We start from the raw sequence: 22,374 nt of genomic DNA, 5'->3' as shown, positions 1-22,374 counted from the left end.
GGTACGCCGAGGGCCGGCCCGCCCGGACGCCGGGGGCGAGCCGTCGCAGGTCGTCCAGGGCATGACGGCGTTCAGGCCGCTTCGGCGGGCATCGCGTAGGTCGCGCCGGCCCGTTTCCGGACCTCGTCCACCACCGGTGAGCTGGTGAACGCCGCCGACACCGCGCTCAGCCAGGCCGTCTCCGCGCCGATGCTGGGTACCGAGGAGGTGCGCACGGCGGGCGCCTGCGGCCAACTGTGCCCGGACCTCCGGGCCACCAGCGCGGCGGCGACCTCGGCGGCCGCCATGGTCGGCCCGTCCTCGGCGGCGGCGTGCCGGCAGGCCGACTCGCGCACCCAGTCCGCCAGTTCGGGTGGCACATGCTGGCGCAGGGCCAGCAGTCCGTCCCGGATCTCGATCAGCTTGCGGTACAGCGCGAACTCCGCGCCGCACCGGGCAGTCGGCGGCAGCGCGATCCTGGGTAGCGCGGCCACCAACGCCGACCACAGCGGCGTCACCGCGCGGACGTCGCGCCGGGCCGTCAGCCACCGCAGCGGCCGCTCCACCATGCCCTGCCAGGTGGTCACCACCGCGCCCGCGACCCACAACACCATTGCCACCAGCCCGATCATCCGGCTGGCCGGCAGGAAGTTGTCGCCGGGCAGGCCGGTCACCGACACCCAGAGCGTGGGAAGGCCGGAGTACAGGCCCCACACCACGGTCACCGCCGAGGCCGTCACGATCACCTGCAGTCCGGTGCGGAAGCTGCCGCGCGGGCACTGCCGGGCATGCCGGGTGAGCACCCGCATGAACATCATGAGGCAGCCGACCGCGTATCCGACCAGCACCACCTGGTACCCGACGGTGCCGAACCGCCAGTCGAACCCGGGAGTGTCCGACTGATCGACATGCAGCACCATGTCGACGAAGCACACCGCCATCAGCACCCAGCACAGCACCAGCGGCCACGACCGGGTGCGCGGTACGGGGGTCTGGGTGGCGCGGGCCAGCCGCATCAGGAAGTGCACGGCCAGCACCTGCAACGCGTTGCTCACCAGCCGGCACACCAGGGTCGCCGTAGGCGCCCCATGGGCGGACAGCAATCGCACGGTCGGTTCGGCCGAGACCGTCAGCGCTGCCGCCATGCTCAGGAAGAACCCCAGCAGGTATCGCATCCCGGGGCTCAACGGGACGCGCCGCGCGGCGGCCAGCTTGCCTGCGCTGATCAGCACCAGCATCCCGGCCGCGAAATAGCTGATCACCTCAGTCACCGGGGCCGAACGCCGAGTGCAGGCGTTCCAGCTCACTGCTCACCGGTTCGGCGGGCACCCCGCGGCGGGCCTTGTGCATGATCAGCGAAGCGACCATCTCCGCCTCCTGCTCCTGCCGTTCGGCGTAGGTCGTGCGGCCCAGCACCCGCCGTACGAGTTCGACCGGAAGGTTCGGCATGAGCACCGAGGAGACCGTCTCGTCCAGCCCGCCGGAGCCCGCGTGGCCGCACAGGAGATGGCCCAGCTCGTGCATCAGGATGTGCTCCTGGTGCAGGGGGCTGGTGTCGGCGGTGTAGAAGACGTAGTCGGTCCGGTCGGTTGCCGCGAGCACGCCGCACGGCCTGCCGGGCTGTGCCGCCAGCGGGATCAGCTCGATGGGCCGACCTCTTCTGGCGGCGAGTCCGGCGACGAGCGTGGCGACGTCAAAGGGATCCGGTATATCCACAGTGGACACGATCTGTGCGCAGTGTCGCCAGAGCGCATTTCGCCGGTACCGCAACCTCACTCCCCCGGTTTGCGACCGGGCGCCTCCCGGGCGCCGCCCCGCTGCGCCTCGCGGCGCTCAATGGCATCGATGATGTCGGCGACCGTGCCGAGGCCCTCCTCGGAGAGGTTGACCGCACGCAGCGCCACATCACGCACCGCGCTGTTGCGCAACGCACCGAGCAGCTCCAACTCCTTGGCGATCACCGCGCCCTGTTCGTCGTCGAAGAAGTAGGCGGGTGGCACCTGGAAGAAGGCGGCGAGGGCTTCCAGGTGCCGCTTGGTCGGGTTGTCCCTGCGGCCGGTGCGGAGCTGCCAGAGGTAGGTCGCGGAGAAGGTCTCACCGGTGCTCTCCCGGCAGGCCTTGGCCACCTCCTCGTGGCTGTGCTGCTCGCCGTTGGGGCGACGGACCACCTGGAACAGGTGGTCGATCCGGTCGCTGAGCGTGCCGGCCACCGGTGCGCGGTCCTGCTCGTCGGTCATCTGCGCCTCTGGAGGATAGGCGGCGACATCAACTGATATGAATGATAAATAGGAGATCATTCATATCAGTTGACATCGCCGTGGTGCGTGACTAGCTTGTGTCTTGATCATATTAGCTGAGATGAATGAGAAGGGGGGGGTGGATGAAGAAGATGCTGGGTGCCGCCGTACTGGCCGCCGCCGCGATCGCCCCCGCGGCGGGACCGGCGTCGGCGGAGACCGGCTCGTTCACCGCGACCGCCATGGACACGAGCCAGGCCAGCGCGGTGAGCAGAGCGGTGAACTATGCCTACGGCAAGGCGGCCGTGGCCGGATTCCTGAGCTCGCAGTGCTACGTGAGCGGCTTCAGTGCGAGGGCCAGCGACATTCCGGGCAGCTGGTTCGGCACCGCGACGGTGTACTGCCGGCGCTGAACCCTGGTACCGCAACCACACGACAAGAGGGGTCTACAGGAATGCGTTCGATCGTTGCTCGCGGTTTCGTCGCCGCGATGATCACCGGCTTCACCGTCCTCGCTCCGGTCGCGGCGTTCGCCGCTCCGGCCGCGACGGGACAGGCGAGCGTGCTCGAGGAGCGCGGCTTCAACGGCATGGCCCTCGAGAACAGCCCCAAGGAGGCCAAGCGCGAGGCGGAGAAGGACGCCCGCCGTCAGGCGCTGATCTCGGGCTTCAGCAATGAGCAGTGCGTGCTGCTGTTCGCCGACTCGTCCCGGCTCGGGCCGGGCTACTACTGGGGCAGTGCCTCCATTCGCTGTACCCGCTGATACCGGCGGTCACGGTTGATACCGGCGGTCGCGCCCGTGCCGCGCCGCTGACCACCGTCAATCGCCCGGAGGAGGTCCCCGGCCTGCCTCCGGGCGATTGCCCTGTCCGCTGACGGACGGACCGGCGCTTTCAGAACGCGGTGTCGAAGGCCGAGGTCAGGGCCTGGCGCATGAGGGTGGGGAGGTCCTGTCGTCCGTCACCTTCAGCCCAGCGGAGAAGGGCGACATGGGTGGCGGCCAGGCACGCGGCGGCCGTGCTGCGGACACGGAATTCCAGGTCGGGATCGGTGCCGCCGGCGCAGAGGGTGTCGACGACGGCGATCTCGGTGGCGTACTGGCTGTCCAGGTGGCGGGCTTGCAGGGCGGGCGTGGAGATCATCAGGCGGAGGCGGGCGAGCAGGAGGTCCCGGTCGGAGTCGACGGCCGCCGCGGCGGTCTGCACCAGTGCCCGGCCGATCCGCTGACGCAGTGGCTCCTCCTGCTGCTGTGCCGCGAGCGTCGCCGCGGTCTCCCGGTCGTACTCGTCGTAGAGCACCAGGTCTTCTTTTGTCGCGAAGTGCCGGTAGAGGGTCATCACGGACACCCCGGCCACCTGTGCGACGTCGTTGATCGTGGTCGCGTCGTAGCCCCGGGCCATGAACAGGCGGACCGCGTGTGCCTGTAGCGCGCGCCGGGTCTCTGCCCGGCGCCGCTCCCGCAGGCTTGTTGATTCCTCTGCCATCCGGTACAAACTATCACGATGGTAGTTATTAACATGTTTGCGAGGCGCGCAATGGGATTGCTGGCAGACAAGACGGCACTGGTGACCGGGGCCTCACGCGGTATCGGGCGGGCGGTCGCCGAACGTCTCGCCGCCGACGGGGCCCTGGTCGCCGTCCACTACGGAAAGGACGCGGCGGCGGCGCAGGAGACGGTCGAGCGGATCGAGCGGGCCGACGGGCGCGCATTCCCGATCGGCGCGGACCTGGAGGCCGAGGGGGCCGTCGACGCGCTGTTCGCCGAGCTGGAGGCCGGCCTGGCCGGACGGCGCCTGGACATCCTGGTCAACAACGCCGCGGCCGCCCCGGCCGGTCCGATCGAGACCGACACGGCCGAGCGGTTCGACCGGCTCTTCGCGGTGAACGTCAAGGCGCCCTACTTCATCATCCAGCGCGCGCTCCCGCTGCTGGCCGACGGCGGACGCATCGTCAGCGTGTCCTCGGCCGTCACCCGGATCGCCAACCCCGCGCAGACCTCCTTCGCCATGACCAAGGGCGCGGTGGAGACCATGAGCCGCACCCTCGCCCTGGCGCTGGGCGAGCGCGGCATCACCGTGAACGTCGTCGCACCGGGCGCGACCATGACCGAGGCGAACACGTCGCTGTTCCCCCCGGAGGCGGCGGCGTTCCTCGCCGGGCAGGCGGCGCTGGGTCGAGTCGGCCGGGCCGAGGACGTGGCCGACGTGGTGGCCCTCCTCGCCTCCGACGATGCCCGCTGGGTGACCGGGCAGGTGCTGGACGCCAGCGGCGGGCTCCACCTCGGGGCTCGGGTGGCGCTCGCCGCGCCGCCGGCGTAGCGGCCGCCCTTGACGTCGCCGGACACCACCGGGCGTGGTCCCTCCCTGTCGAGCTTGGAGCCGTCCCGGGCGGCGGCGGTATGTTCCGCGCGGCGGGCCGGTCCCGGAGACCGCCAGATGTAGCGCTTTGACACCTCCCATGGCTAACCGCTATCTATTGGCTAACCGTTAGGGGGTGACATGCAGGACGCGGTGCTGGCGATGCTCGCCAAGGAGCCGTCGCACGGGTACCACTTGCACGCCCGGCTGCGGCGCAGCCTTGGCCCGCTGGGCGAGTCGATGAACCGCGGTCAGATCTATGTGACGTTGGCCCGATTGGAGCGAGCGGGGCTCGTTGTCTGTGAGCGGGCCGACGGCCTGCCCGAGCGGCCGGAGCGCAAGGTCTATGCGCTGACGCCGGCCGGGCAGCAGCGGGTGGCCGCCTGGCTGGCCGAGGTGGGCTGGCCGAAACCGGACCTGGCGGAGTTTCATCTCAAGCTCGCCGCTGCCGCCGCGGCCCGGCTGGCCGACCCGGTGGAGCTGGTGGCGGCGCAGCGCCGTGAGTTGCTGCGCCGCTTGCGTGAGGTGCAGCAGGCGGCGCTGGCCGAGCCGGCGGGGTCGGGCGCCGGCCTGCTGCTGGAAGGGGTGGCGCTGCGGTTGCAGGCGGACCTGCGCTGGCTGGACGCCTGTGAGCGGGCCTGGTCCAAGGTCGATGACGAAGTCGAGGGTGGATGAACGTGTCAAGTGCCGCGGTCCGGGCCTGCGGCCTGATGAAGACGCATGGTCAGGGGCAGAGCCGGGTCCGCGCGGTGGACGAGGTCGACCTGGAGGTGCCGCAGGGACAGATGCTGGCGGTGATGGGACCCAGCGGCTGCGGGAAATCCACTCTGCTGCACCTGCTGGGCGGCCTGGAGCGGCCTACCGATGGAGAGGTGTGGGTGGCCGGGCGGCGCATCGACACGCTGAGCGAGCGGGCTCTGGCGCGCATGCGGCGCCGGTCGGTGGGGTTCGTCTTCCAGGCCTTCCATCTGGTGGAGGAGCTGTCGGCGGCCGAGAACGTGGAGCTTCCCGCGCTGCTGGCCGGACGCTCGCGCCGCCAGGCCAGGCGCCGCGCGAGTCTGCTGCTGGACCAGGTCGGGCTCACCGACCGCGCCCGGCACCTGCCGTCGCGACTGTCGGGCGGTCAACGTCAGCGGGTCGCCATCGCCCGCGCGCTGGCCAACGACCCGCTGGTCGTCCTGGCCGACGAACCGACCGGCAACCTCGACACCGCGGCGACCCTCGATGTGCTGAGGATCTTCGAGGAGCTGCGTTCGGCGGGGCAGACCTTCGTGATCGTCACGCATGACGAGCGGGTGGCGGCCACGGCGGATCGGCTGGTCTCGATGCGCGACGGGATGTTCGTCGACGACACCCGGCTGGCCGGCTCCCGCGCGGGCGGGCTCGGCGGGCTGATCGGGCTGGAGGGCTGAACGTCATGGGCTCCATCGTGCTCGTCGTGCGCCTGGTGCTGGCTGACGTGCGCCGGCACAAGGTCCAGGCCGCGATGCTCCTGCTCGCGGTGACCGTGGCCACCGCCACCCTGGCGCTGGGCCTGTCCCTGCGCGGCGTGAGCGACGCGCTGTACGAGCAGACCCGCGCGGCCACCGCCGGGCCGGACGTGGTGGCACTGTCCGGCAACACGGGCCCCGCCGTGACCTCGACCCTGGCCTCGCTGGTGGACGCTCCCGAAGTGGTCGCCCATCATGGCCCCTATCGCGTCGTCTACGCCGACCTCACCAGTCGCGATTCCACCTCGTCCCCAGTGGTGGTGCACGGCTTCCCCGAGACGCCCGGCGCGGTCAACCGGCCGCTCGTGACCTCGGGTCATTGGGTACGCTCCGGCGGCACGGTCCTCGAACGCGGCTTCGCCGCCGCGCTGGGCGTCGGCTTCGGCGACCACGTCACCATCGCCGGCCGGTCGTACTCCGTCGTCGGGATCGCCGTCACCGCGGCCACCTCCATCTACCCCTGGGCGGCGCAGATCGGCCCGTACGGTGGCCCCAGCGACTACAGCGGCCTGGCCTGGATGACCCGGTCAGATGCCCGGGCCCTGGCGTCGTCCCACGATCTCCCGGTGACCATGGCCCTGGACCTCAAGCTGCGCGACCCCGCCGGGGCCGAGGCCTTCCTGGACGCCCACCGCATCGCCACCCTCAGGGCGAACTTCCATACCTGGCGGTTCACCGCCCAACAGGACATGGTCATCCTCAGGAACAGTCAGCCGATCCTGGTCGTCGGTAGCTGGCTGCTCAGCTTCCTGGCCATCACCGGAGTGGCGGCGCTGGCCGCGGGACGCGCCGTCGAGCAGACACGCCGGGCCGGGCTGCTCAAGGCCGTCGGCGCCACCCCGGGTCTGATCGCCGCCGTCCTGCTCACCGAATACCTGGCGCTGGCGCTGGTCGGCGACGCGCTGGGGCTGGTGATCGCCCGCCTGACCGTGCCCGCCGTCGCCAGCCCCACCGCCAGCCGGATCGGTGCCGCCGGGCTGGCCGGCGGCACCGTTGCCACGGCGACCGTCCTCGCCGTGGCGGTGGCGGTGCTGTCCACGCTGAGTCCCACGCTGCGGGCCATGCGTACGGCGACCGTCACGGCGCTGACCGTCACCGCGCATCAGCCCCGTCACCGCCCCTGGCTCACCGCGCTGTCCGCGCTGCTGCCCACGCCGCTGCTGCTCGGGCTGCGGCTGACCGCCCGCAGGCCGGGCCGTGCCGTGCTGCAGGCGTGCTCCACCGCCACCACGGTGATCGCGATCGTCGCCTTGCTGACTCTCCACGCCCAGCCGGAGAGGGGCTACGGCCTGGACGGCTCCTCCGTCCTGCCCAACCTGCGGGGCGTTCACGACCGTCGGCTGATGGTGGCGGTCACCGTCCTGGTGATCGCACTCGCCGTCGTGAACATCCTCACGTTCACCTGGACCACTGCCATAGAGGCCCGGGCGAGCATGGCCATCGCACGCACCCTTGGCGCCACCCCGGGACAGATCTCCGCGGGGCTGTCCGTTGCCCAGCTCCTGCCCGCGCTGCCCGGCGCCGTCATCGGCGTCCCTCTGGGCGCCGGCCTGCTCTCGCTCTTCGCCGCCAGGAATTCGGTGGAACCTCCCTCCTCCTGGCTGCTCGGCGCCGCGCTCGCGACTCTCCTGGCGACGGCGGCACTCACCGCCCTGCCCGCACGCCTGGCGGCCCGCCGGCCCGTGGCACAGACCCTCAGCGCCGAAACAGCGTGATCGGCCTTCTCCGACGTCAACGCCCCCGCCGCTGGAACAGCAGGGATGGCGTGCCGTTCGCGGAGGGTTTCCGAGATCTCGTGGATGCCATGGCGGGACAGCAGAAACTGCTGATGTTGCGATGGGAGGTGGGTATTAAGGCTGGAATGTGCGAGGGGTATGGTGAGGGTCTGTCGGGGATGGTGGCGGTCGCTGTGATCAAGTCCACCAACGTCGTCGTGGAGATATCCGGTCACGAACGTGTGGCCGGTCACTTGTGAGGAGCCCTCTTTGGTGTTCAGACGTCTTTCCCGGTGGACGATCGCCCTGCCCGTCGCACTCGCGCTGGCGGGTCTGTCCGGGTGCGGGGCCGGCGGATCAGCCACGACCTCGGCGTCGGCTTCCGCGGCCGGTGGCGGGGCCAAGGAGGTGACGGTGTTCGCGGCGGCGTCGCTGACCGGCACGTTCACCGAATTCGGCAAGACCTTCGAAGCCGCGCATCCAGGCACGACGGTGAAGTTCAACTTCGGCTCCAGTGCCACGCTGGCCCAGCAGATCACCCAGGGCGCGCCGGCGGACGTGTTCGCCGCCGCCAGCCCGGCCACCATGAAGACCGTGACGGACGCGTCGCTGGCGAGCGCGCCGACCACGTTCGTGCGCAACAAGCTGCAGATCGCCGTGCCCGCCGACAACCCGGCCAAGGTGGACGAGATCAGAGACCTCACCGATCCGAAGGTGAAGGTGGCGCTCTGCGCCGAGCAGGTGCCGTGCGGCGCCGCGGCGGTCAAGGCGCTGGACGCGGCCGGGTTGAAGATCACCCCCGTCACGCTGGAGCAGGACGTCAAGGCCACCCTCACCAAGGTCGAGCTGGGCGAGGTGGACGCGGCGCTGGTCTACCGGACCGACGTGATCGCCTCGGCCGGCAAGGTGCAGGGCATCGCGTTCCCCGAGGCGGACAAGGCCATCAACGACTACCCGATCGCCACGCTGACCAAGGCACCCGCTGGTGACCTGGCCAGGCAGTTCGTCGACCTGGTGCTGTCACAGCAGGGCAAGGACGCGCTGACCAAGGCCGGCTTCGAGGCTCCCTGACCCGTATGGTCACTCCCGCGCGCCGATCCGGCGGCCCCGCCCGGCGGAGCCGCCGGACGCGCGACGTCCTTCGGGAAGCGTCCGGGCCGTCTGCCGTGGCGCCGTACCGCTCGCGGCCGGACGGCCGCCCCCGAGAGACCCACGCCTCCCCCGCATGAACGAGCTCTCGCCGGCCGGCCACCACGACCGCAACGCCATCTGTCTCGGCGGCCCCTGCCACGGCCTGCTCACCCACGTCGACCAGGACATCGGCATCCTTACCGTCCCCGTCCCGCGCCACTCGCCCGACCAGCCTGAGATGCACGCCCGCTATCGCATCACCCGGGAGCGGGTCCGCTACTGCGGCCAGGCCGAGCCGTACGTCGCCCTGCACTGGGTCGACCCGCCATGAGGCGGCTCGGCGGCGCGCGCCGTGATCTCGTCTGAGAGCCCGCGGCCGACCAGGGCCCTCCATCCGTCCGGAAACCTACGTCCAGGGAGTAGGGGCGGCTGTCGTGCCACGGCCTTTCGGGCAAGCCCACTTCCGGGACTACTGGTTGCGGATCAGGTCCAGCAGCGCCGCGTGGGTCTCCTGGTCGGCCGCCACGACGAGCCCGCCTGTGCCGGCGTGCGGCGGCCGGCCGTCGAGGCCGGTCACCACGCATCCGGCAGCCCGGCACAACGCGATCCCGGCGGCGAAGTGCACGCTGTCATGCTGTCGGCCGTCGGTGACGTAGGCGGCTCGCCGACCGGCGGCGACCCAGGCCACGGCCAGGGTGGTGGAGACGACGCGCGGGCGGAACCGCTCGGCGAACCCCGGCTCGGCGAGCAGGGCGGCAGCGCGGAAAGCGGGCGAGTTCGGGAACGGCGGGTCGAGGTTGACGTCCACCAGCCGTGAATCGGGCGACGGTCGGAGCGGCCCGTCCAGGCCGTCGCGGCGGACGTAGGCGTGGACGCCGTCGGTCCAGAACACCTCCTCGGTGAACGGGTCGGCCGAGGCCGCCACCATGATGTCCGATCCCACACGCAGGGCGACGTTCACCGCGACCAGCATGCTGTGCGCGGCGTAGTTCAGCGTTCCGCACAGAGGGTCGACCAGCCACACGCGCTCCGCCCCCGCCGGACCCGTACGCCCGCTCTCCTCGCCGATCACGGCATCGCCGGGCCGGGCGGCGCCGATCGCGTCAAGGATGGCCTTCTCCGCTTCCACGTCGGCGACCGTGGCGAAGTCACCACCGGATTTCTCCAGGCGCGCCAACGATGTGCCGAACATGGTGCGCACGACGGCTGCTCCCGCCTGCGCTGCCGTACAGGCCAGCTCGACATCTGTGATCAGCATGGGTCGCAGGATAGACCAGGCGAGATCGGCCGCCACATGACGCCGGACCGGTTGCCGGCCATGAGGGCCCGGCGGCGGATCCGCGCAGCGCTGTCAGCCGGGCAGCGCTGTCAGCCGGTCGGTGGCCTCGTGGGGTGTCAGGTCGGCGCCCCGTCGGTAGGCGGTGTCGTAGTCGGTACGGCCGAGCCGCTCCGCGATCATCTCCGCGAGGGAGCGCAGTTCGGTGTCGCCGTGGTCGAAGGTGCCGCGGATGGCCCGGCTCAGGCCGAGCGCGGTGGCCGCGCCGGCCGGGTCGTCCTCCAGGAACAGCAGCCGGGCCAGGAGCTGGGCGGCCCAAGGAGTGTCCATGCGTGCCTGCGCCGCCTGCACGGCACGGGGCAGCAGCTCGCGCGCGGGTGCGGCGTCCCCGGCGGTGAGGAGGTTCGCCGCCCTGGCGGGTACCAGCAGGTCCTCAATCATCTCCGCCGTAAGGCACAGCCGGCGGGCGAGTTTCTCCATCCGGTCGAGCTCCTGGTCGGCCCGTTCGATCTCGCCGGAGCGGCGGTACAGCTCGGCCAGGCTGCCCAGGACCTCGATCTCCAGCACGGGCTGACCGCGCTCCCAGGCCACTCGTCCGGCGGTTTCGATGTCGTGCCGGGCGCCGGTCAGGTCGCCGGCGCGCATGCGTTCGGTGGCGAGCCCGAGCCGGGTCGAGACCTCGTCCTGCGAGCCGAGGTCGGTGGCGATCGCGATGCTGTGCTCGTAGGCGGCGATCGCCTCGTCGTGCTCGCCGCCGATGGCGTGGATCTGCGCCAGGCCGTACAGCGTCTTCGCCGTCCACCAGCGGTCGCCCGCCTCCTCGAACACGTGCAGCGCCGCTGCCATCGCGGTCGCGGAGCTTTCCCGGTCGCCCCGTCCGCGGTACCGCATGGCCTCGATCATGAAGGTGCAGGCGATCGCCCAGCGGTCCGAGCCGCTGCGTACCCGGGTGATCTCCTGGTCGACCAGTTCGTCCAGTCCGACTGCCGCCGCCACCATCAGCGCTGTCGTCAGCAGCATCGGATAACGCCGCAGCGCGCCCGTGTGCGCGCAGTCGTCGATGAGCGCGCGCAGCCGCTCGGGGTCGGTGACCGGCCCGCCCTCGCCGGCTACCAGGTGGATCGCGGTGAAGGCGGCCCGGGCGTCGGCGGGCAGCGCGTCGCCGAACTCGGCGACCTTGGCGACGTAGGCATCGGCCCGAGCGTCGTAGCGGAGCATGACCCAGTACCAGTACAGCGGGCCGAGGAGGCGGGCCGCCGCATCGGCGTCGCCGGTGTCGACGGCCGTTTGCAGGGCGAACATCAGGTTGTCGTACTCGGCCTGGAACAGCCGCAGCGACTCCACCTGCCTGTCCGAGCGCAGCAGCGGCTCGTGTTCCTCGGCCAGGTCGGCGAAGTGCCGCACGAGCCTGCGCAGGACGGCTCCGGCCTCCCCCGCGAGGCGGAGCTTGTCCGCCGAATGGGCTCGGATGGTCTCCAGCATCCGGTAGCCGTCGCCGGCCCGCTCCACGATGGACTTGTCGACCAGGGAGTCCAGCAGATAGACGACCTCGCCAGCGGGGAGCGCCTCGTCCGAACAGACCGCCTCGATCGCGGCGATCCCGGTTCTCGCCAGAAAGATCGACATTCGGCGGGCCAGCGTCCGTTCTTGGTCGGTGAGGAGGTCCCAGCTCCATTCGATGACCGCACGGAGTGTCCGCTGTCGCGGCTGGGCGGCCCGGTTACCGGTGCTGAGCAGCCGGAAGCGGTCATCCAGCCGCCGGGCGAGCTGGTCGGCGCTCATGGTCCGCAGCCGCGCCGCGGCCAGCTCCAGGGCCAGCGGCAGTCCGTCCAGCCGGCGCACGATGTCCACGGTCGTGGCCGCGGTCGGCGCGTCCAGCGTGAAGCCGGGCTGTACGGCTGCCGCGCGATCGAGGAACAGCCGCACCGCGGCCGACTCGCCGGCCCGAGCGGGATCCGCGTGCGCCGGCGGCAGTCCGAGCGGGCCCAGACGGCACAGCGTCTCACCCATGACTTCCAGCGGTTCCCGGCTCGTGGCCAGGATGGTCAGGTACGGCTGGCGCTCCAGCAGCTGCCCGGCGAACTCCGCGACGGGGCCGGAGATCTGTTCGCAGTTGTCAAGCACCAGCAGACCTTCGTCACCGGCGAGCAGATTGGCCACCCGCTCCAGCGGGGTGCCGGACGGCCGGGCATCGGCGACACCGAGCGTGCCCAGCACCGCTTCGGGCAGCCCGTCCGCCGTGGTCACCCCGGCCAGGGGGACGAACCAGACCCGGCCACGCCGATGGGCTCGATGCCGGCTCACCGCCTCCACGGCCAGCCGGGTCTTCCCCACGCCCCCAGGGCCGACAACGGTGACCAGCCGAGAGGTCTCCAGCGACCCGGCCAGCGATCCCAGCTCCACAGCCCGGCCGACGAAGCTGGTCAACTGGGCCGGCAGGCGTCCCGGCACCGCCTCCGGCCGGGCCTGTTCCGCCCCGGGGATCTCCAGCTCGCCCCGCAGCACGGCCAGGTGCGTTCTGCGCAGTTCCTCGGACGGGTCGACGCCCAGTTCCTCGGCGAGCGTGCCGCGGACCTGTTCGAACACGGCCAGCGCATCGGACTGGCGGCCTGCCGCGTGCAAGGCCCGCATGCGCAATCCGGCCAGCCGTTCGCGCAGCGGGTGGCCGGCGGCCACCGCCGCCATGTCGGCCAGGATCTCGTCGTGGCGGCCCAGCCGCAGCTCCGCCTCGAACCGGTCCTCAATCGCCGCGACGCGCAGCTCCTCCAGCCGCGCGCCGGCCGTACCGGCGAAGGGGGCGTCGCGCACGTCGGCCAGCGCGTCTCCCCGCCACAGCGCCAGCGCCTCGTCCAGCAGCGAGTCCGCTCGCTGCGCGGCGCCCGCGGCCAGTTCGCGACCGCCCCGCTCCGCCTTCTCCTCGAACCGGTGGGCGTCGACGTCCTCGGCGCGTATGTGCAGGCGGTATCCGCCGGCCGCCCTCTCCACGGCCCCGGCCCCGCCCAGAGCCCTGCGCAGCCGATGCACCAGCCCGTGCAGCGCGTTGACGGTGCCCCCGCGCGGATGCTCCCCCCACAGGCCGTCGACGAGTGCGTCGACCGACACCGTCTCGCCCTCGGCCAGTGCCAGCCGGGCCAGCAGCGCGCGGACCATGACGCCGCCGACATCGATCGGCGCGCCATCGTCGGCATAGGCCCGGACCGGTCCCAGCACCTCAATCCGCATGCCCAAAGGCTATGAGCACAAAGACGCGCGCGTGCCGCTGAAAGTGGCGCCATGCCGGCTGGAAGAGCGTTCCAAGAGGCATGTAAGCGCCGATGGACACCGTGGAGGACGTACGGAAGAAACGTACGGAAGAAACGTCCGAAAGGCAGTGCAATGGCAGCGCACGAGAAAATGCAGCAGGTGCTCGACTGGGCGGTGGACGAGGTCGGCGTCCCCGGCATCGTCGCCGACGTCAAGGACGGGGACCGGACCTGGTCCGGCACCGCCGGCGTGGCCGACATCCAGACCGGTGCCCCACGCCTGCCGGGGGAACACCTGCACACCGGCAGCAGCGGCAAGGCCTTCACCGCCGCCGTACTTCTGGCCCTGGAGGCCGAGGGCAGGCTGAGCATCGACGACGCGGTGAACAAGTGGCTGCCCGGCGTGCTGAACGTCAACGGCTACGACGGCGACAAGATCACCATCAGGCACCTGCTCAGCAACACCAGTGGTCTGTTCTCCACCGGCCTGGCAGCGGAGGTGGCCCACCGATACGCCACCCGCTCCGGGTTCCTCCAGCATCGCTTCGACGGATTCACCACCGAGGAACTGCTGAGGGTGGCGGTCTCCCAGCCGCCGGTCGGTGAGCCCGGCGAACGCTTCGAGTACTCCAACGGCGGCTTCCACCTCGCCGGGGCGATCATCGAGGAGGTCACCGGAAGCAGCTACGCCGAAGAGGTCGAGCGCAGGGTCATCCAGCCCCTCGGCCTGACCCACACCCGCGTGCGCTCCGCCCAGGACACCGGATACCCCGATCCGCACCCGCGAGCGTACTCCAACCTGTTCTTCAAGGACGGCGTCGACCCGGCGACGGCCACCCCTGAGAACTGGGAATCGCTGATGGAGGATCCCGGCCTCCCGTCCCTGGACGTCACCGAGTTCAACTCCTCCCTGGCCTGGTCGGCCGGCGACGTCGTCTCCACCACCGGCGACATGATCCGCTTCGTCAACGCGATGGCCGGCGGCAGCCTGCTGCCGCCCGCCCAGCACCGGCAGATGTGGACCACGGTCTCCACCGAAGGCAGCTACTGGATGCCGCACACCCGCTACGGCCTCGGCCTGTTCGAGTTCGACCAGCGGGCGACGGGCGGCCGGACGCTGCGCGGCGTCGGCGGCAGCCTCTGGGGATCCTGGTTCTTCGCGGTCGGCACCCCTGACGGCCGGCACGCCATCGCCGTCCACACCAACACCGAATGGAAGACCTGGGACCTCATGTTCAAGATCATCAACGCGGAGTTCGGCGTCTCCATCGCCGCGTAAGCGCGCGGCCCGCCACCGAGAGCCGGCGGACTCCGGCTCGACCCCGGTCTGACGGCGATCGCCCCGGCTGTGCGTCTCTGCGCGCACAGCCGGGGTCGCGGGATGTCAGATGTGATCTGACGTCGCCGGGCTGAGGGGAACTCCCCCGGCCCCAGGCGCCGATTCATGTCGAGCTCGAAACGTCCGTAGCCGCCGTGGTGGAGCCGGTGGCGTGCCAGGGCGGGCCCGGCCGTCAGGGGCGCCGGGCTCGGCGCAGCTCCTGCACGCCGGTGACGATGCCGAAGGCGATCAACCCGGCGAGGTAGGCGATGACGCCGAAGACCAGGCTGTTGCCGTCGACGTGGTCCCACTGGGTGATCAGCAGCACACCGACGCCCACGCCGAGCACCGGCTGCAACGGCAGCAGCGTCACGGCCAGCAGGAGGCGGTGCCTCGCCAGGAAGGTGCGGCCCCGGACGGCGATGATCCGGGCGGTGACGGCCACCGCTGCGGCGGTGAAGAGGACGGCGAGCATCAAGGGGAAGTCCATGCTCAGCTCCGTCTCGCCAGCAGGCGCAGCACCAGCGCGATCGCGCCGCCCGCGGCCAGGCCGGTCAGGATCGTGGGCCAGAACGGCAGGCCGTCCGTCCCGGGAACGGGGATGTCCGGCCACTGCCGGGAGTCAAGCTCCGCGGCGATCAGGAAGACCACCGCGGCGGCGAGGGTCGTGATGATCTGCGCCGCGAAGGCCAGGCCCCAGGGCCGCTCGCCGGCCGGGTCGGGCTCCTGGACCCGTGTCACGGCCTGCGGACCGGGCGGCGCCTCCTCGCCGACGATGAGCCGGACCAGCCCGCTCGCGTCCGGCCGGTGGTGCGGCTCCTTGGCCAGGCACGCGCCCAGCAGGCCGCGTAACTCCGGTGGGACGCCGGTCAGGTCGGGCTCGTGGTTGAGGATGCGGTTGAACACCGCCGGCATGCTGTCCTGGCCGAACGCCGGCCGCCCGGTCGCGGCGAACACCATGGTGACCGCCCAGGAGAACACGTCCGACTCCGGCCCCACGGTCGCGCCGCGCAGCTGCTCGGGCGACATGTACGGCGGCGTGCCGACCACGGCGCTGGACTGCATGGTCGTGCCCTCCAACGCGCGGGAGATACCGAAGTCGATGACGCGCGGCCCGTCCGGCCCGAGCAGCACGTTGCTCGGCTTGAAGTCGCGGTGCACGATCCCGGCCTCGTGGATGGCCTTCAGCGCCGCCGCGGTGGCGAGCATCAGGCGCCGCGTGCCGCCGGCGGCACGCGGCCCCTCGCGGGTGATCAGCTGCTGGAGCGATTCGCCGGGGATGTACTCGCTGACGATATAGGGCTGGTTGCCCTGGACGTCGGCGTCCAGGATCTGGGCGGTGCCGAACGGCCCGACCCGGCGGGCCGCCTCCACCTCGTGCAGGAAGCGGCGGCGGTTGCCGGCGTCGTGGGCCAGCCTGGCGTGCAGGAGCTTGATCGCCACCCGGCCGCCCGACGGGTCGACACCGAGGTAGACCGCGCCCTGCCCGCCTTCACCCAGCAGCCTCTCCAGACGGTAGGGGCCGACATGGGAGGGTTCGACGATCATGCACCTTCTTATATCAGGCGGGGGCAGAGTGGGCCCGGGGGAAGACTGCCGGCAGCGTGTGAGCTCAGCGTCATGCGCGCCGGCGGGGATGAAGACCACGGCGGCGTGGACGGGCGCTCCTGTCAGGGCATCAGCAGGTCGTCCAGTTCGGCCGCGAAGAGCAGGGCGGGGTCGAATCCCATCCCGGTGAAATGGCCGGAGAGCTCCAGGGACAGGACGCCGTGGAGCCGTGTCCAGAAGCTCAGGGCCTGGCGGAGGACCGCGGGCGGGGCGGGGTGGCCGGCCGCCCAATCCCGGTGGTGTTCCAGGTGGATGTCGAACGGCGTGGCGGGGCGTTCCCGGGGCGACGTCGAGCCGGCGTCGAGCAGGATCATCATGATCTCGGATGAGATGGCCGTGATGTCGTCGGGCGCGTGGTAGCCGGGGACGGGGGTGCCGTAGATGAGGAGATACCGCTGGGGGTCCTCCAGGGCCCAGCCGCGCACGGCGTGTGCCAGTACGGCAAGGTCGGCACCTGCGACGGAGGCCGAGCGGAGGGTGTCGGCGAGGCTTCGGTACGCGTCCCGGACGAGTTCGGTGATCAGCTCGTCGCGGTTGGCGTAGTAGCGGTAGAGCGCTGGTCCGCTCATGCCCATCTGCTTGGCGATCGCGTTGAGGGAGAGCGCGGACGTCCCCGTCGCGGCGATCTGCTCCCACGCGTGTTCCTTGATCTCTGCGCGTACCTGAGTGCGGTAGCGCTCGCGCGGGGTCTTCGCGTCCGTCTCCGCCATGCCCTGCCGCCTTCCCCGCCCGTGAAGCTACAGCCTAAAAAGATAGTTAGAGGCTATCACGAAGCTTATTGACACTCCCCTTCTCGTTTAGTTATAACTTCTAACGAACACATGAGCCTCTATCTCATCGTGGTCGCGCGGTGCGGGTCCGCAGCCATGGGCCCAGCCAGACGAAGGGAACGCCATGACCACCACGTCCAAGCCACTCATCCGCGCGGGCCGGAGTACGCCGCCGGCGGTGACCGTCGCCTCCTGGGCGGTCCCCGTCATGGTTCTCGGCCAGTTCGCCCTGCTGGCGATCGTTCCGGTCGCGATCGCGCTGGTCGTCGCTCTCCGCCACGCCCGCGACCGGACGGTCCGCTGGGCGGCCACGCTTCTCGCCCTCACGTACGCGATCCCGCTCGTCGTATGGCTGACGCGGCCCGACGGCGCGCCAAGCCTGTCCAAGGACATGCATCCCGCCTCCGTGGGGCTGATCGTCGCCGCGTCCGCCGCACTCATCGTGACCATCCTTCGAGCCCCCCGGCGCTGACGGAGCTGGAGCGAGCACCCGCCGTCGGCGAGTTTCTCGCGGTCTCGGCCGGCGAGCTCGCGTACCGCCTCGCTCCGGACCGGACCGCGCGCCCCCGCGCTCACCCTCCGCGTCGGCGCCCCGTCCCGAACATCCGATCCCGATCCCAGAACGAGAGGAACACCATGTTCAGCAACGGCCCCGCGAACTCGCCCGCTCGGCAGTCCCGCCCCCGGACCCGCGTACGCGCCGCCGCGCTCACGATCGCGCTCGCCGTCGCCGGCGTCCTCGCGAGCAGCGTCCCGGCCGCCCAGGCTGCCCCTGCTCCGTCCCAGACCTCCCCCCTCGGGGGCAGGTCCCAGTGCCGCGGTGAAGGCGTCGACACCACCGCCCGTATCCGCTACCGGTCCGACATCGTGATCAAGGCGCCGCTGAGCACCATCTTCAAGCTGCAGACCGACGTGGAACGCTGGCCCACCTGGCAGGCCCCCGTCCTCACCATGGAACTCCTCGACCCCGGCCTTCTCCGCAAGGGTTCGCGGTTCCGGTGGACCACCCCGGCGCCCCCCACCCCCACGACCCCCGCCACCACCATGCACATCACCTCCACCATCCGGCAGCTCCAGCGCGACGCCTGCATCCTGTGGAGCGGACCCGCGATCGGAGAAGGGGTGCGCATCGACGAGGGCGTGCACCTGTGGACCTTCACCAAGGTCAAGGGCGGTGTGCGCGTGCACACCGAGGAAACCTGGACCGGCGCCCAGGTCGAAGCGGACGTTCCCACCGCCACCAAGATCCTCGGCGCGGGCCTCGAAGCGTGGCTGCGCGACCTGAAGACCGCCGCCGAGGCCCGCACCGACGGCAAGCCGTGAGACCCCCGCCGGCATAGGACCCCGGTCAGCGGAGACCACGCCCGAAGCGGTCGTCACCCCGTCCTCCTCAGCCCGTGCGTGAGGAGGACGGGGATCTGTACGGTCCAACCAACCCCGTCCCCGGAAGGGTGAGACGTTCGACCAGCCCTGGCCCCGGAAGGGTGAGACGGGCGCCGTCTCGCCGAAACCGCCGGACGGACCGGAGACGGCGAGGTCGAGGAGCGTCATCGCGTCGTGGTCCGGACTGCCGGGCGGCGCCATGTAGACGATGAGGCGCTGGCCTTGTGCGCGGTTCAGGGACAGCCCCTCGTGCGAGAGCGTCATCGTGCCGACCTCCGGGTGCCGGAGCGTCTTCTCGCCGTCGCCGATCGTGTGCACCTCGTACCGCTCCCAGAGCCGGTTGAAGTCGGGGCTTTTGACGATCAGCTCACCTACGAGTGAGGCGAGATCCGGGGCGTCCGGATCGGTGCCGGCGATCGCCCGCAACTGGGCGACGCACCCCTTGGCCTTCTGTTCCCAGTCCGCCCACAGCTCGCGGGCAGCCGGGTGCAGGAAGGTGTACCGGACGGTGTTCCGCTGCCGCTCCGGCCAGTCGGCGATGCCGTGGAGCAGCCGCAGCCCGCCGGGATTGGCCGCCAGCAGGTCGTTGGTGCGGCTCACGACGTAGGCCGGGTTGGGCCGGAGCGTCTCCAGAAGCTGCGTGACGGTCGGACGGACCCGGCGCGACGGCAGGGGACGGGGCTCGGGCGCACGTCGCGCCGCCCGCGCCGCCAGCTCGCGCAGGAAGCCGCGCTCTTCCTCGTCGAGGCGGAGCGCGTCGGCCAGCGCCTCGACCACGGAGGGACTCGGACGGGTCTCCTTGCCGCGTTCCAGACGTATGTAGTAGTCGATGCTCACACCGGCCAGCGCCGCCAGCTCCTCCCGGCGCAGACCCGGCGTACGGCGCGTTCCGGTCCCGGCGGGCAGCCCGACGTCTGCCGGGCGTACGCCGCCACGGCGAGCCTGCAGAAACTTCCCGAACTCGGTCATGTCGTCATTTTGCCAGCGGGTGACCACGGATCCGGCCCGGAGCCTGGCCCTGTCACACCCCCCTATGGCGCACCCCGGAAGATCACGGCCTGCCCCGCCCCCACGGGCCTCGCCAGCCTGGACGGATGACCCCTCTTGCACCGGTCCGCGCGTCACAGGATGCCCGGCGACGCACGGCCGCACCGAAGCTGATCCTGGCGACCACGTTCATGGGCATCTTCCTGCTCAACCTCGACGCCATGGCGATGAACGTGGCGCTGCCCGGGATCGGGCGGGCCTTCGGCGGCAGCACGGCGGGACTGCAATGGATCGTGGACGCCTACACGCTGATGTTCGCCGCGCTCCTGCTCTCCGCGGGCACGCTCTCCGACCGTATCGGGGCGAGCCGCGCGTTCGGCGCCGGCGTCGCGGTCTTCACGGTCGCCTCGGCGGCCTGCGCACTGGCGCCGGGGCTGGGCGAGCTGATCGCCGCCCGCCTGATCCAGGGGAGCGCGGCGGCGATCATGCTGCCCTCCTCGCTGGCCCTCGTCCGGCGGGCCTTCCCGGACGCGGCCGAACGGGCACGGGCCATCGCGCTGTGGACCGCCGGCGGAGCCGTCGCGGTTGCCGCCGGCCCGGTGGTCGGCGGGGTGCTGTCCAGCACCCTGAGCTGGCGGGCGATCTTCGTCGTCAACCTGCCCGTCGGCGCCGCCGTCCTCGCGCTGTTGACCCGCGTGGAGCGCTCGCCGCGCCGTGCCACGCCGCTCGATCCGTACGGCCAGCTCACGGCGGTCGTCGCGCTCGCGGCACTCACCTTCGCGGTGATCGACGGAGGGGAGAACGGCTTCGGCGAGCCCGTGGTGCTGGGCTGCCTGGGGCTCGCCGCGGTGGCGACGGCCGCGTTCGTCATGATCGAGGCGCGTACCGCCGCGCCGATGGTCCCGCTCGACCTCTTCCGTTCGCGCACGGTGACGGTTTCGGTCGCGATCGGGTCCGTCGTCAATGCCGCGTTCTACGGGCTGGTGTTCGCGCTGAGCCTGTTCTTCCAGGACGTTCTGAACCTGTCCGTCATGGCCGCGGGGCTGATGTTCCTGCCGATGATGGCCGTGATCGCCGGAGCCAACCTGGCCTCGGCCAGGGCCGCGGCACGCTTCGGGCCGCGGATGCCGATCGCCGTGGGGCAGGCGATCTGCGTGCTGGCGATGTTCTGCCTGCTCTGGATGGACGAGGGGACCAGCAGACCGGTGATCGCGGTGATGCTCGTCCCGGTCGGCCTCGGCGTGGGTTCCGTCGTACCTTCCCTGACCGCCGTCCTGCTGAACGACATCGCCGCGGACCGGGCCGGAATGGCCGCCGGGATCCTGAACTCCTTCCGGCAGACGGGCGGCGCGCTCGCCGTGGCCGTCCTCGGAGCCTTGGTCGCGGACCGGGGTGAGTTCATCGTGGGTCTGCGGGTCGCCCTGTGCGTCGCGGTTGTGATGCTGGTAGCCACCACGGCCGCGGCCCTCATGCTGCCGCGCGACCGTAGCTGACGGCTGTCCGCAGGTTCCTCGACGAGATGGGGGCGCGCCGGTCGGCCGGGAAGACCGGTCCGGCGGAGTGGCCCCGGCAGTCGAGAGCTGCGGCCTGGGTGTCTGCCGCCTCGGCAGGCTCGGTGTGATTGATGATCCGCATTCCGTGTCACATCTCCCGCCTCGCCGTCTTTCCTGCGGGGTGCACTCCGGTCATCGCGAGGGTGAGCAGCCGGTCGGCCTGGGCCTGGCCGTCGGGTTCCTGCTCGACGGCCAGGCAGATGACATTGACGAGTTTGAGCAGGTCGGTGATTGAGACGTCGGGTCGTGCGGCGTCCGCGCGGCAGGCGCGGGCCAGCAGGTCCGCTCCGGCGTTGGTGATCATCGTGTGGCAGGTGGCGCCCAGCGTGGGATCGCCGCCGTGGGCTCCCAGCATCAGCGAGGCGGCCAGGCCCCGGTTGGACACGGCATGCCGGGCGACGGCTCCCAGCCAGGTGGTCAGCGCGTGTCCGGGATCGGGGTCGGCGGCCAGGTCGGCGGCGGTGGCGCACAGGGCCTCGACCTTGTCGCGGAAGACGGCCTCCAGCAGGCGCTGCCGGGAGGGGAAGTGCCGGTGCAGCGTGGCCGAGCCGACGCCGTCGAGGACCTCGGCTATCCGGCCCTGTGGTTTCCCGAGACGACCGGCCGCGAGGCGATGGCCCAGGCCGCCGTGCTGCTGTCGGCCACCCGGCGGACGGTCATCGCCACCGGCACCGCCAGCATCTACGCCCGCGACGCGATCAGTGCCGCGGCCGCGCAGCGCACCCTTGTCGAGGCGTTCCCCGAACGGTTCCTGCTCGGCCTCGGCGTCAGCCACCCCGCCCTGGTCACCGACGTGCGCGGCCACCGTTTCGGCCCGCCGGTGGCGACCATGCGCGCCTATCTGGACGCGATGGACACCGCCCCGTTCGGCCCGTCGATCCCCGCAGCGCCTCGGGTCCTGGCCGCGCTGGGCCCGAAGATGCTCCGGCTCGCCGCCGAACGCGCGTGGGGCGCCCACCCGCTGGGCATGCCGATCGAGCACACCCGCCAGGCCAGAAGCCTGCTCGGGCCGCACGCGCTGCTGGCGGTCACCCAGCTCGTCGTCCTGGACCCGTCCCGCGCCCGCGGGACCGAGCTGGCCCGTGCCCACGCGGCCGCCGCCCTGCCCAACCGGCTCGCGCTACTGCGCGACCTGGGATTCGACGACGCCGGATCCCTCGACGACCGGCTGGTCGACGCCCTGGTTGCCACCGGCGGGCCCGAAGACGTCGCCCGGCGGGTTGAGCAGCAGCTCGACGCCGGCGCGGATCACGTCAGCCTGCACGTGCTGACGGCCACACCGGATGAGCCGCCACTGCGTCAATGGCAGGAGCTTGCCGCGCGGCTGC

General features: G+C 71.4%; 23 protein-coding genes and 2 pseudogenes. 14 read left to right on the top strand and 11 right to left on the bottom strand.

Going from position 1 to position 22,374, the window contains the following annotated elements; all coding sequences use genetic code 11:
- Positions 1-71 precede the first annotated feature (71 nt).
- The 3 genes from ACWDS7_RS12655 to ACWDS7_RS12645 are packed head-to-tail and all read right to left on the bottom strand — an operon-like array spanning position 72 to position 2,216.
- Positions 72-1,241, bottom strand: coding sequence for an MAB_1171c family putative transporter (locus ACWDS7_RS12655; protein WP_451929374.1), 1,170 nt, complete (start codon positions 1,239-1,241; stop codon positions 72-74).
- Between the two features lies 1 nt (position 1,242).
- On the bottom strand, positions 1,243-1,695 hold the full coding sequence (locus tag ACWDS7_RS12650) for an ImmA/IrrE family metallo-endopeptidase (RefSeq protein ID WP_306871555.1): 453 nt from the start codon (positions 1,693-1,695) through the stop codon (positions 1,243-1,245).
- Positions 1,696-1,751: 56 nt separating this feature from the next.
- On the bottom strand, positions 1,752-2,216 hold the full coding sequence (locus ACWDS7_RS12645; RefSeq protein WP_451929373.1) for an XRE family transcriptional regulator: 465 nt from the start codon (positions 2,214-2,216) through the stop codon (positions 1,752-1,754).
- A 143-nt stretch (positions 2,217-2,359) separates the two neighbouring features.
- On the opposite strand from ACWDS7_RS12645, the gene ACWDS7_RS12640 reads away from it, so the two are divergent.
- Together ACWDS7_RS12640 and ACWDS7_RS12635 are read left to right on the top strand one after the other, a co-directional pair.
- Complete coding sequence (locus ACWDS7_RS12640) at positions 2,360-2,629, top strand: hypothetical protein (RefSeq protein ID WP_451929372.1); 270 nt, start codon at positions 2,360-2,362, stop codon at positions 2,627-2,629.
- Positions 2,630-2,670: 41 nt separating this feature from the next.
- On the top strand, positions 2,671-2,979 hold the full coding sequence (locus tag ACWDS7_RS12635; RefSeq protein ID WP_306871563.1) for a hypothetical protein: 309 nt from the start codon (positions 2,671-2,673) through the stop codon (positions 2,977-2,979).
- Between the two features lie 130 nt (positions 2,980-3,109).
- On the opposite strand, the gene ACWDS7_RS12630 is transcribed toward ACWDS7_RS12635, so the two are convergent.
- Complete coding sequence (locus ACWDS7_RS12630) at positions 3,110-3,700, bottom strand: TetR/AcrR family transcriptional regulator (RefSeq protein WP_451929371.1); 591 nt, start codon at positions 3,698-3,700, stop codon at positions 3,110-3,112.
- Positions 3,701-3,751: 51 nt separating this feature from the next.
- On the opposite strand from ACWDS7_RS12630, the gene ACWDS7_RS12625 reads away from it, so the two are divergent.
- From ACWDS7_RS12625 to ACWDS7_RS12595, 7 genes are all read left to right on the top strand, one after another.
- Positions 3,752-4,534 carry an SDR family oxidoreductase gene (locus ACWDS7_RS12625; RefSeq protein ID WP_451929370.1) on the top strand — a complete coding sequence of 261 codons (783 nt, stop codon included), beginning with the start codon at positions 3,752-3,754 and terminating at the stop codon, positions 4,532-4,534.
- Positions 4,535-4,714: 180 nt separating this feature from the next.
- Positions 4,715-5,248, top strand: coding sequence for a PadR family transcriptional regulator (locus tag ACWDS7_RS12620; protein WP_451929369.1), 534 nt, complete (start codon positions 4,715-4,717; stop codon positions 5,246-5,248).
- Complete coding sequence (locus ACWDS7_RS12615; protein ID WP_451929368.1) at positions 5,245-5,985, top strand: ABC transporter ATP-binding protein; 741 nt, start codon at positions 5,245-5,247, stop codon at positions 5,983-5,985. Before ACWDS7_RS12620 ends, ACWDS7_RS12615 begins: the two co-directional genes overlap by 4 nt.
- Before the next feature lie 5 nt (positions 5,986-5,990).
- Positions 5,991-7,778, top strand: a complete 1,788-nt coding sequence (locus ACWDS7_RS12610) for an ABC transporter permease (RefSeq protein WP_451929367.1) — start codon at positions 5,991-5,993, stop codon at positions 7,776-7,778.
- Positions 7,779-7,828: 50 nt separating this feature from the next.
- Complete coding sequence (locus ACWDS7_RS12605; protein ID WP_451929366.1) at positions 7,829-8,038, top strand: hypothetical protein; 210 nt, start codon at positions 7,829-7,831, stop codon at positions 8,036-8,038.
- A gap of 13 nt (positions 8,039-8,051) precedes the next feature.
- Complete coding sequence (gene modA, locus ACWDS7_RS12600) at positions 8,052-8,849, top strand: molybdate ABC transporter substrate-binding protein (protein WP_451929365.1); 798 nt, start codon at positions 8,052-8,054, stop codon at positions 8,847-8,849.
- Positions 8,850-9,003: 154 nt separating this feature from the next.
- The gene (locus ACWDS7_RS12595; protein WP_451929364.1) at positions 9,004-9,240 is read left to right on the top strand and encodes a hypothetical protein; all 237 of its coding nucleotides are present in this window, start codon (positions 9,004-9,006) and stop codon (positions 9,238-9,240) included.
- A gap of 138 nt (positions 9,241-9,378) precedes the next feature.
- Here ACWDS7_RS12595 and ACWDS7_RS12590 read toward each other — a convergent pair whose 3' ends face one another.
- Together ACWDS7_RS12590 and ACWDS7_RS12585 are read right to left on the bottom strand one after the other, a co-directional pair.
- Positions 9,379-10,167, bottom strand: a complete 789-nt coding sequence (locus ACWDS7_RS12590; protein ID WP_451929363.1) for an inositol monophosphatase family protein — start codon at positions 10,165-10,167, stop codon at positions 9,379-9,381.
- A 93-nt stretch (positions 10,168-10,260) separates the two neighbouring features.
- On the bottom strand, positions 10,261-13,407 hold the full coding sequence (locus ACWDS7_RS12585; RefSeq protein WP_451929362.1) for a BTAD domain-containing putative transcriptional regulator: 3,147 nt from the start codon (positions 13,405-13,407) through the stop codon (positions 10,261-10,263).
- Between the two features lie 153 nt (positions 13,408-13,560).
- Between ACWDS7_RS12585 and ACWDS7_RS12580 the strand changes: the two genes are divergently transcribed.
- Positions 13,561-14,706 carry a serine hydrolase domain-containing protein gene (locus ACWDS7_RS12580; RefSeq protein ID WP_451929361.1) on the top strand — a complete coding sequence of 382 codons (1,146 nt, stop codon included), beginning with the start codon at positions 13,561-13,563 and terminating at the stop codon, positions 14,704-14,706.
- Positions 14,707-14,938: 232 nt separating this feature from the next.
- Here the strand turns inward: ACWDS7_RS12580 and ACWDS7_RS12575 are convergent, their stop codons facing one another.
- From ACWDS7_RS12575 to ACWDS7_RS12565, 3 genes are all read right to left on the bottom strand, one after another.
- Complete coding sequence (locus ACWDS7_RS12575) at positions 14,939-15,235, bottom strand: hypothetical protein (RefSeq protein WP_451929360.1); 297 nt, start codon at positions 15,233-15,235, stop codon at positions 14,939-14,941.
- A gap of 2 nt (positions 15,236-15,237) precedes the next feature.
- A complete protein-coding gene (locus ACWDS7_RS12570; protein WP_451929359.1) occupies positions 15,238-16,293 on the bottom strand; it encodes a serine/threonine-protein kinase in 1,056 nt (351 codons plus the stop codon).
- Positions 16,294-16,415: 122 nt separating this feature from the next.
- Positions 16,416-17,063, bottom strand: coding sequence for a TetR/AcrR family transcriptional regulator (locus ACWDS7_RS12565; protein ID WP_306871592.1), 648 nt, complete (start codon positions 17,061-17,063; stop codon positions 16,416-16,418).
- Positions 17,064-17,247: 184 nt separating this feature from the next.
- Between ACWDS7_RS12565 and ACWDS7_RS12560 the strand changes: the two genes are divergently transcribed.
- Entirely contained in the window at positions 17,248-17,595 is a 348-nt protein-coding gene (locus tag ACWDS7_RS12560; protein ID WP_451929358.1) for a hypothetical protein, read from the top strand.
- A 164-nt stretch (positions 17,596-17,759) separates the two neighbouring features.
- Positions 17,760-18,446, top strand: a complete 687-nt coding sequence (locus ACWDS7_RS12555; RefSeq protein ID WP_451929357.1) for an SRPBCC family protein — start codon at positions 17,760-17,762, stop codon at positions 18,444-18,446.
- Between the two features lie 228 nt (positions 18,447-18,674).
- Here ACWDS7_RS12555 and ACWDS7_RS12550 read toward each other — a convergent pair.
- Positions 18,675-19,475: pseudogene (locus ACWDS7_RS12550) on the bottom strand (helix-turn-helix transcriptional regulator); the annotation flags it as partial.
- 125 nt (positions 19,476-19,600) lie between these two features.
- Between ACWDS7_RS12550 and ACWDS7_RS12545 the strand changes: the two are divergent.
- On the top strand, positions 19,601-20,986 hold the full coding sequence (locus ACWDS7_RS12545) for an MFS transporter (protein WP_451929356.1): 1,386 nt from the start codon (positions 19,601-19,603) through the stop codon (positions 20,984-20,986).
- A 148-nt stretch (positions 20,987-21,134) separates the two neighbouring features.
- Here the strand turns inward: ACWDS7_RS12545 and ACWDS7_RS12540 are convergent, their stop codons facing one another.
- Positions 21,135-21,431, bottom strand: a complete 297-nt coding sequence (locus tag ACWDS7_RS12540) for an SbtR family transcriptional regulator (RefSeq protein ID WP_451929355.1) — start codon at positions 21,429-21,431, stop codon at positions 21,135-21,137.
- A gap of 3 nt (positions 21,432-21,434) precedes the next feature.
- On the opposite strand from ACWDS7_RS12540, the pseudogene ACWDS7_RS12535 reads away from it, so the two are divergent.
- Positions 21,435-22,358 (top strand): annotated as a pseudogene (locus tag ACWDS7_RS12535) (TIGR03620 family F420-dependent LLM class oxidoreductase); the annotation flags it as partial.
- Between the last annotated feature and the right edge of the window lie 16 nt (positions 22,359-22,374).

It is taken from the genome of Streptosporangium sp. NPDC003464 (assembly GCF_053588315.1).
Note: the sequence above shows the minus strand (reverse complement) of the source record. Positions and strands in the feature narration are given on the sequence as shown.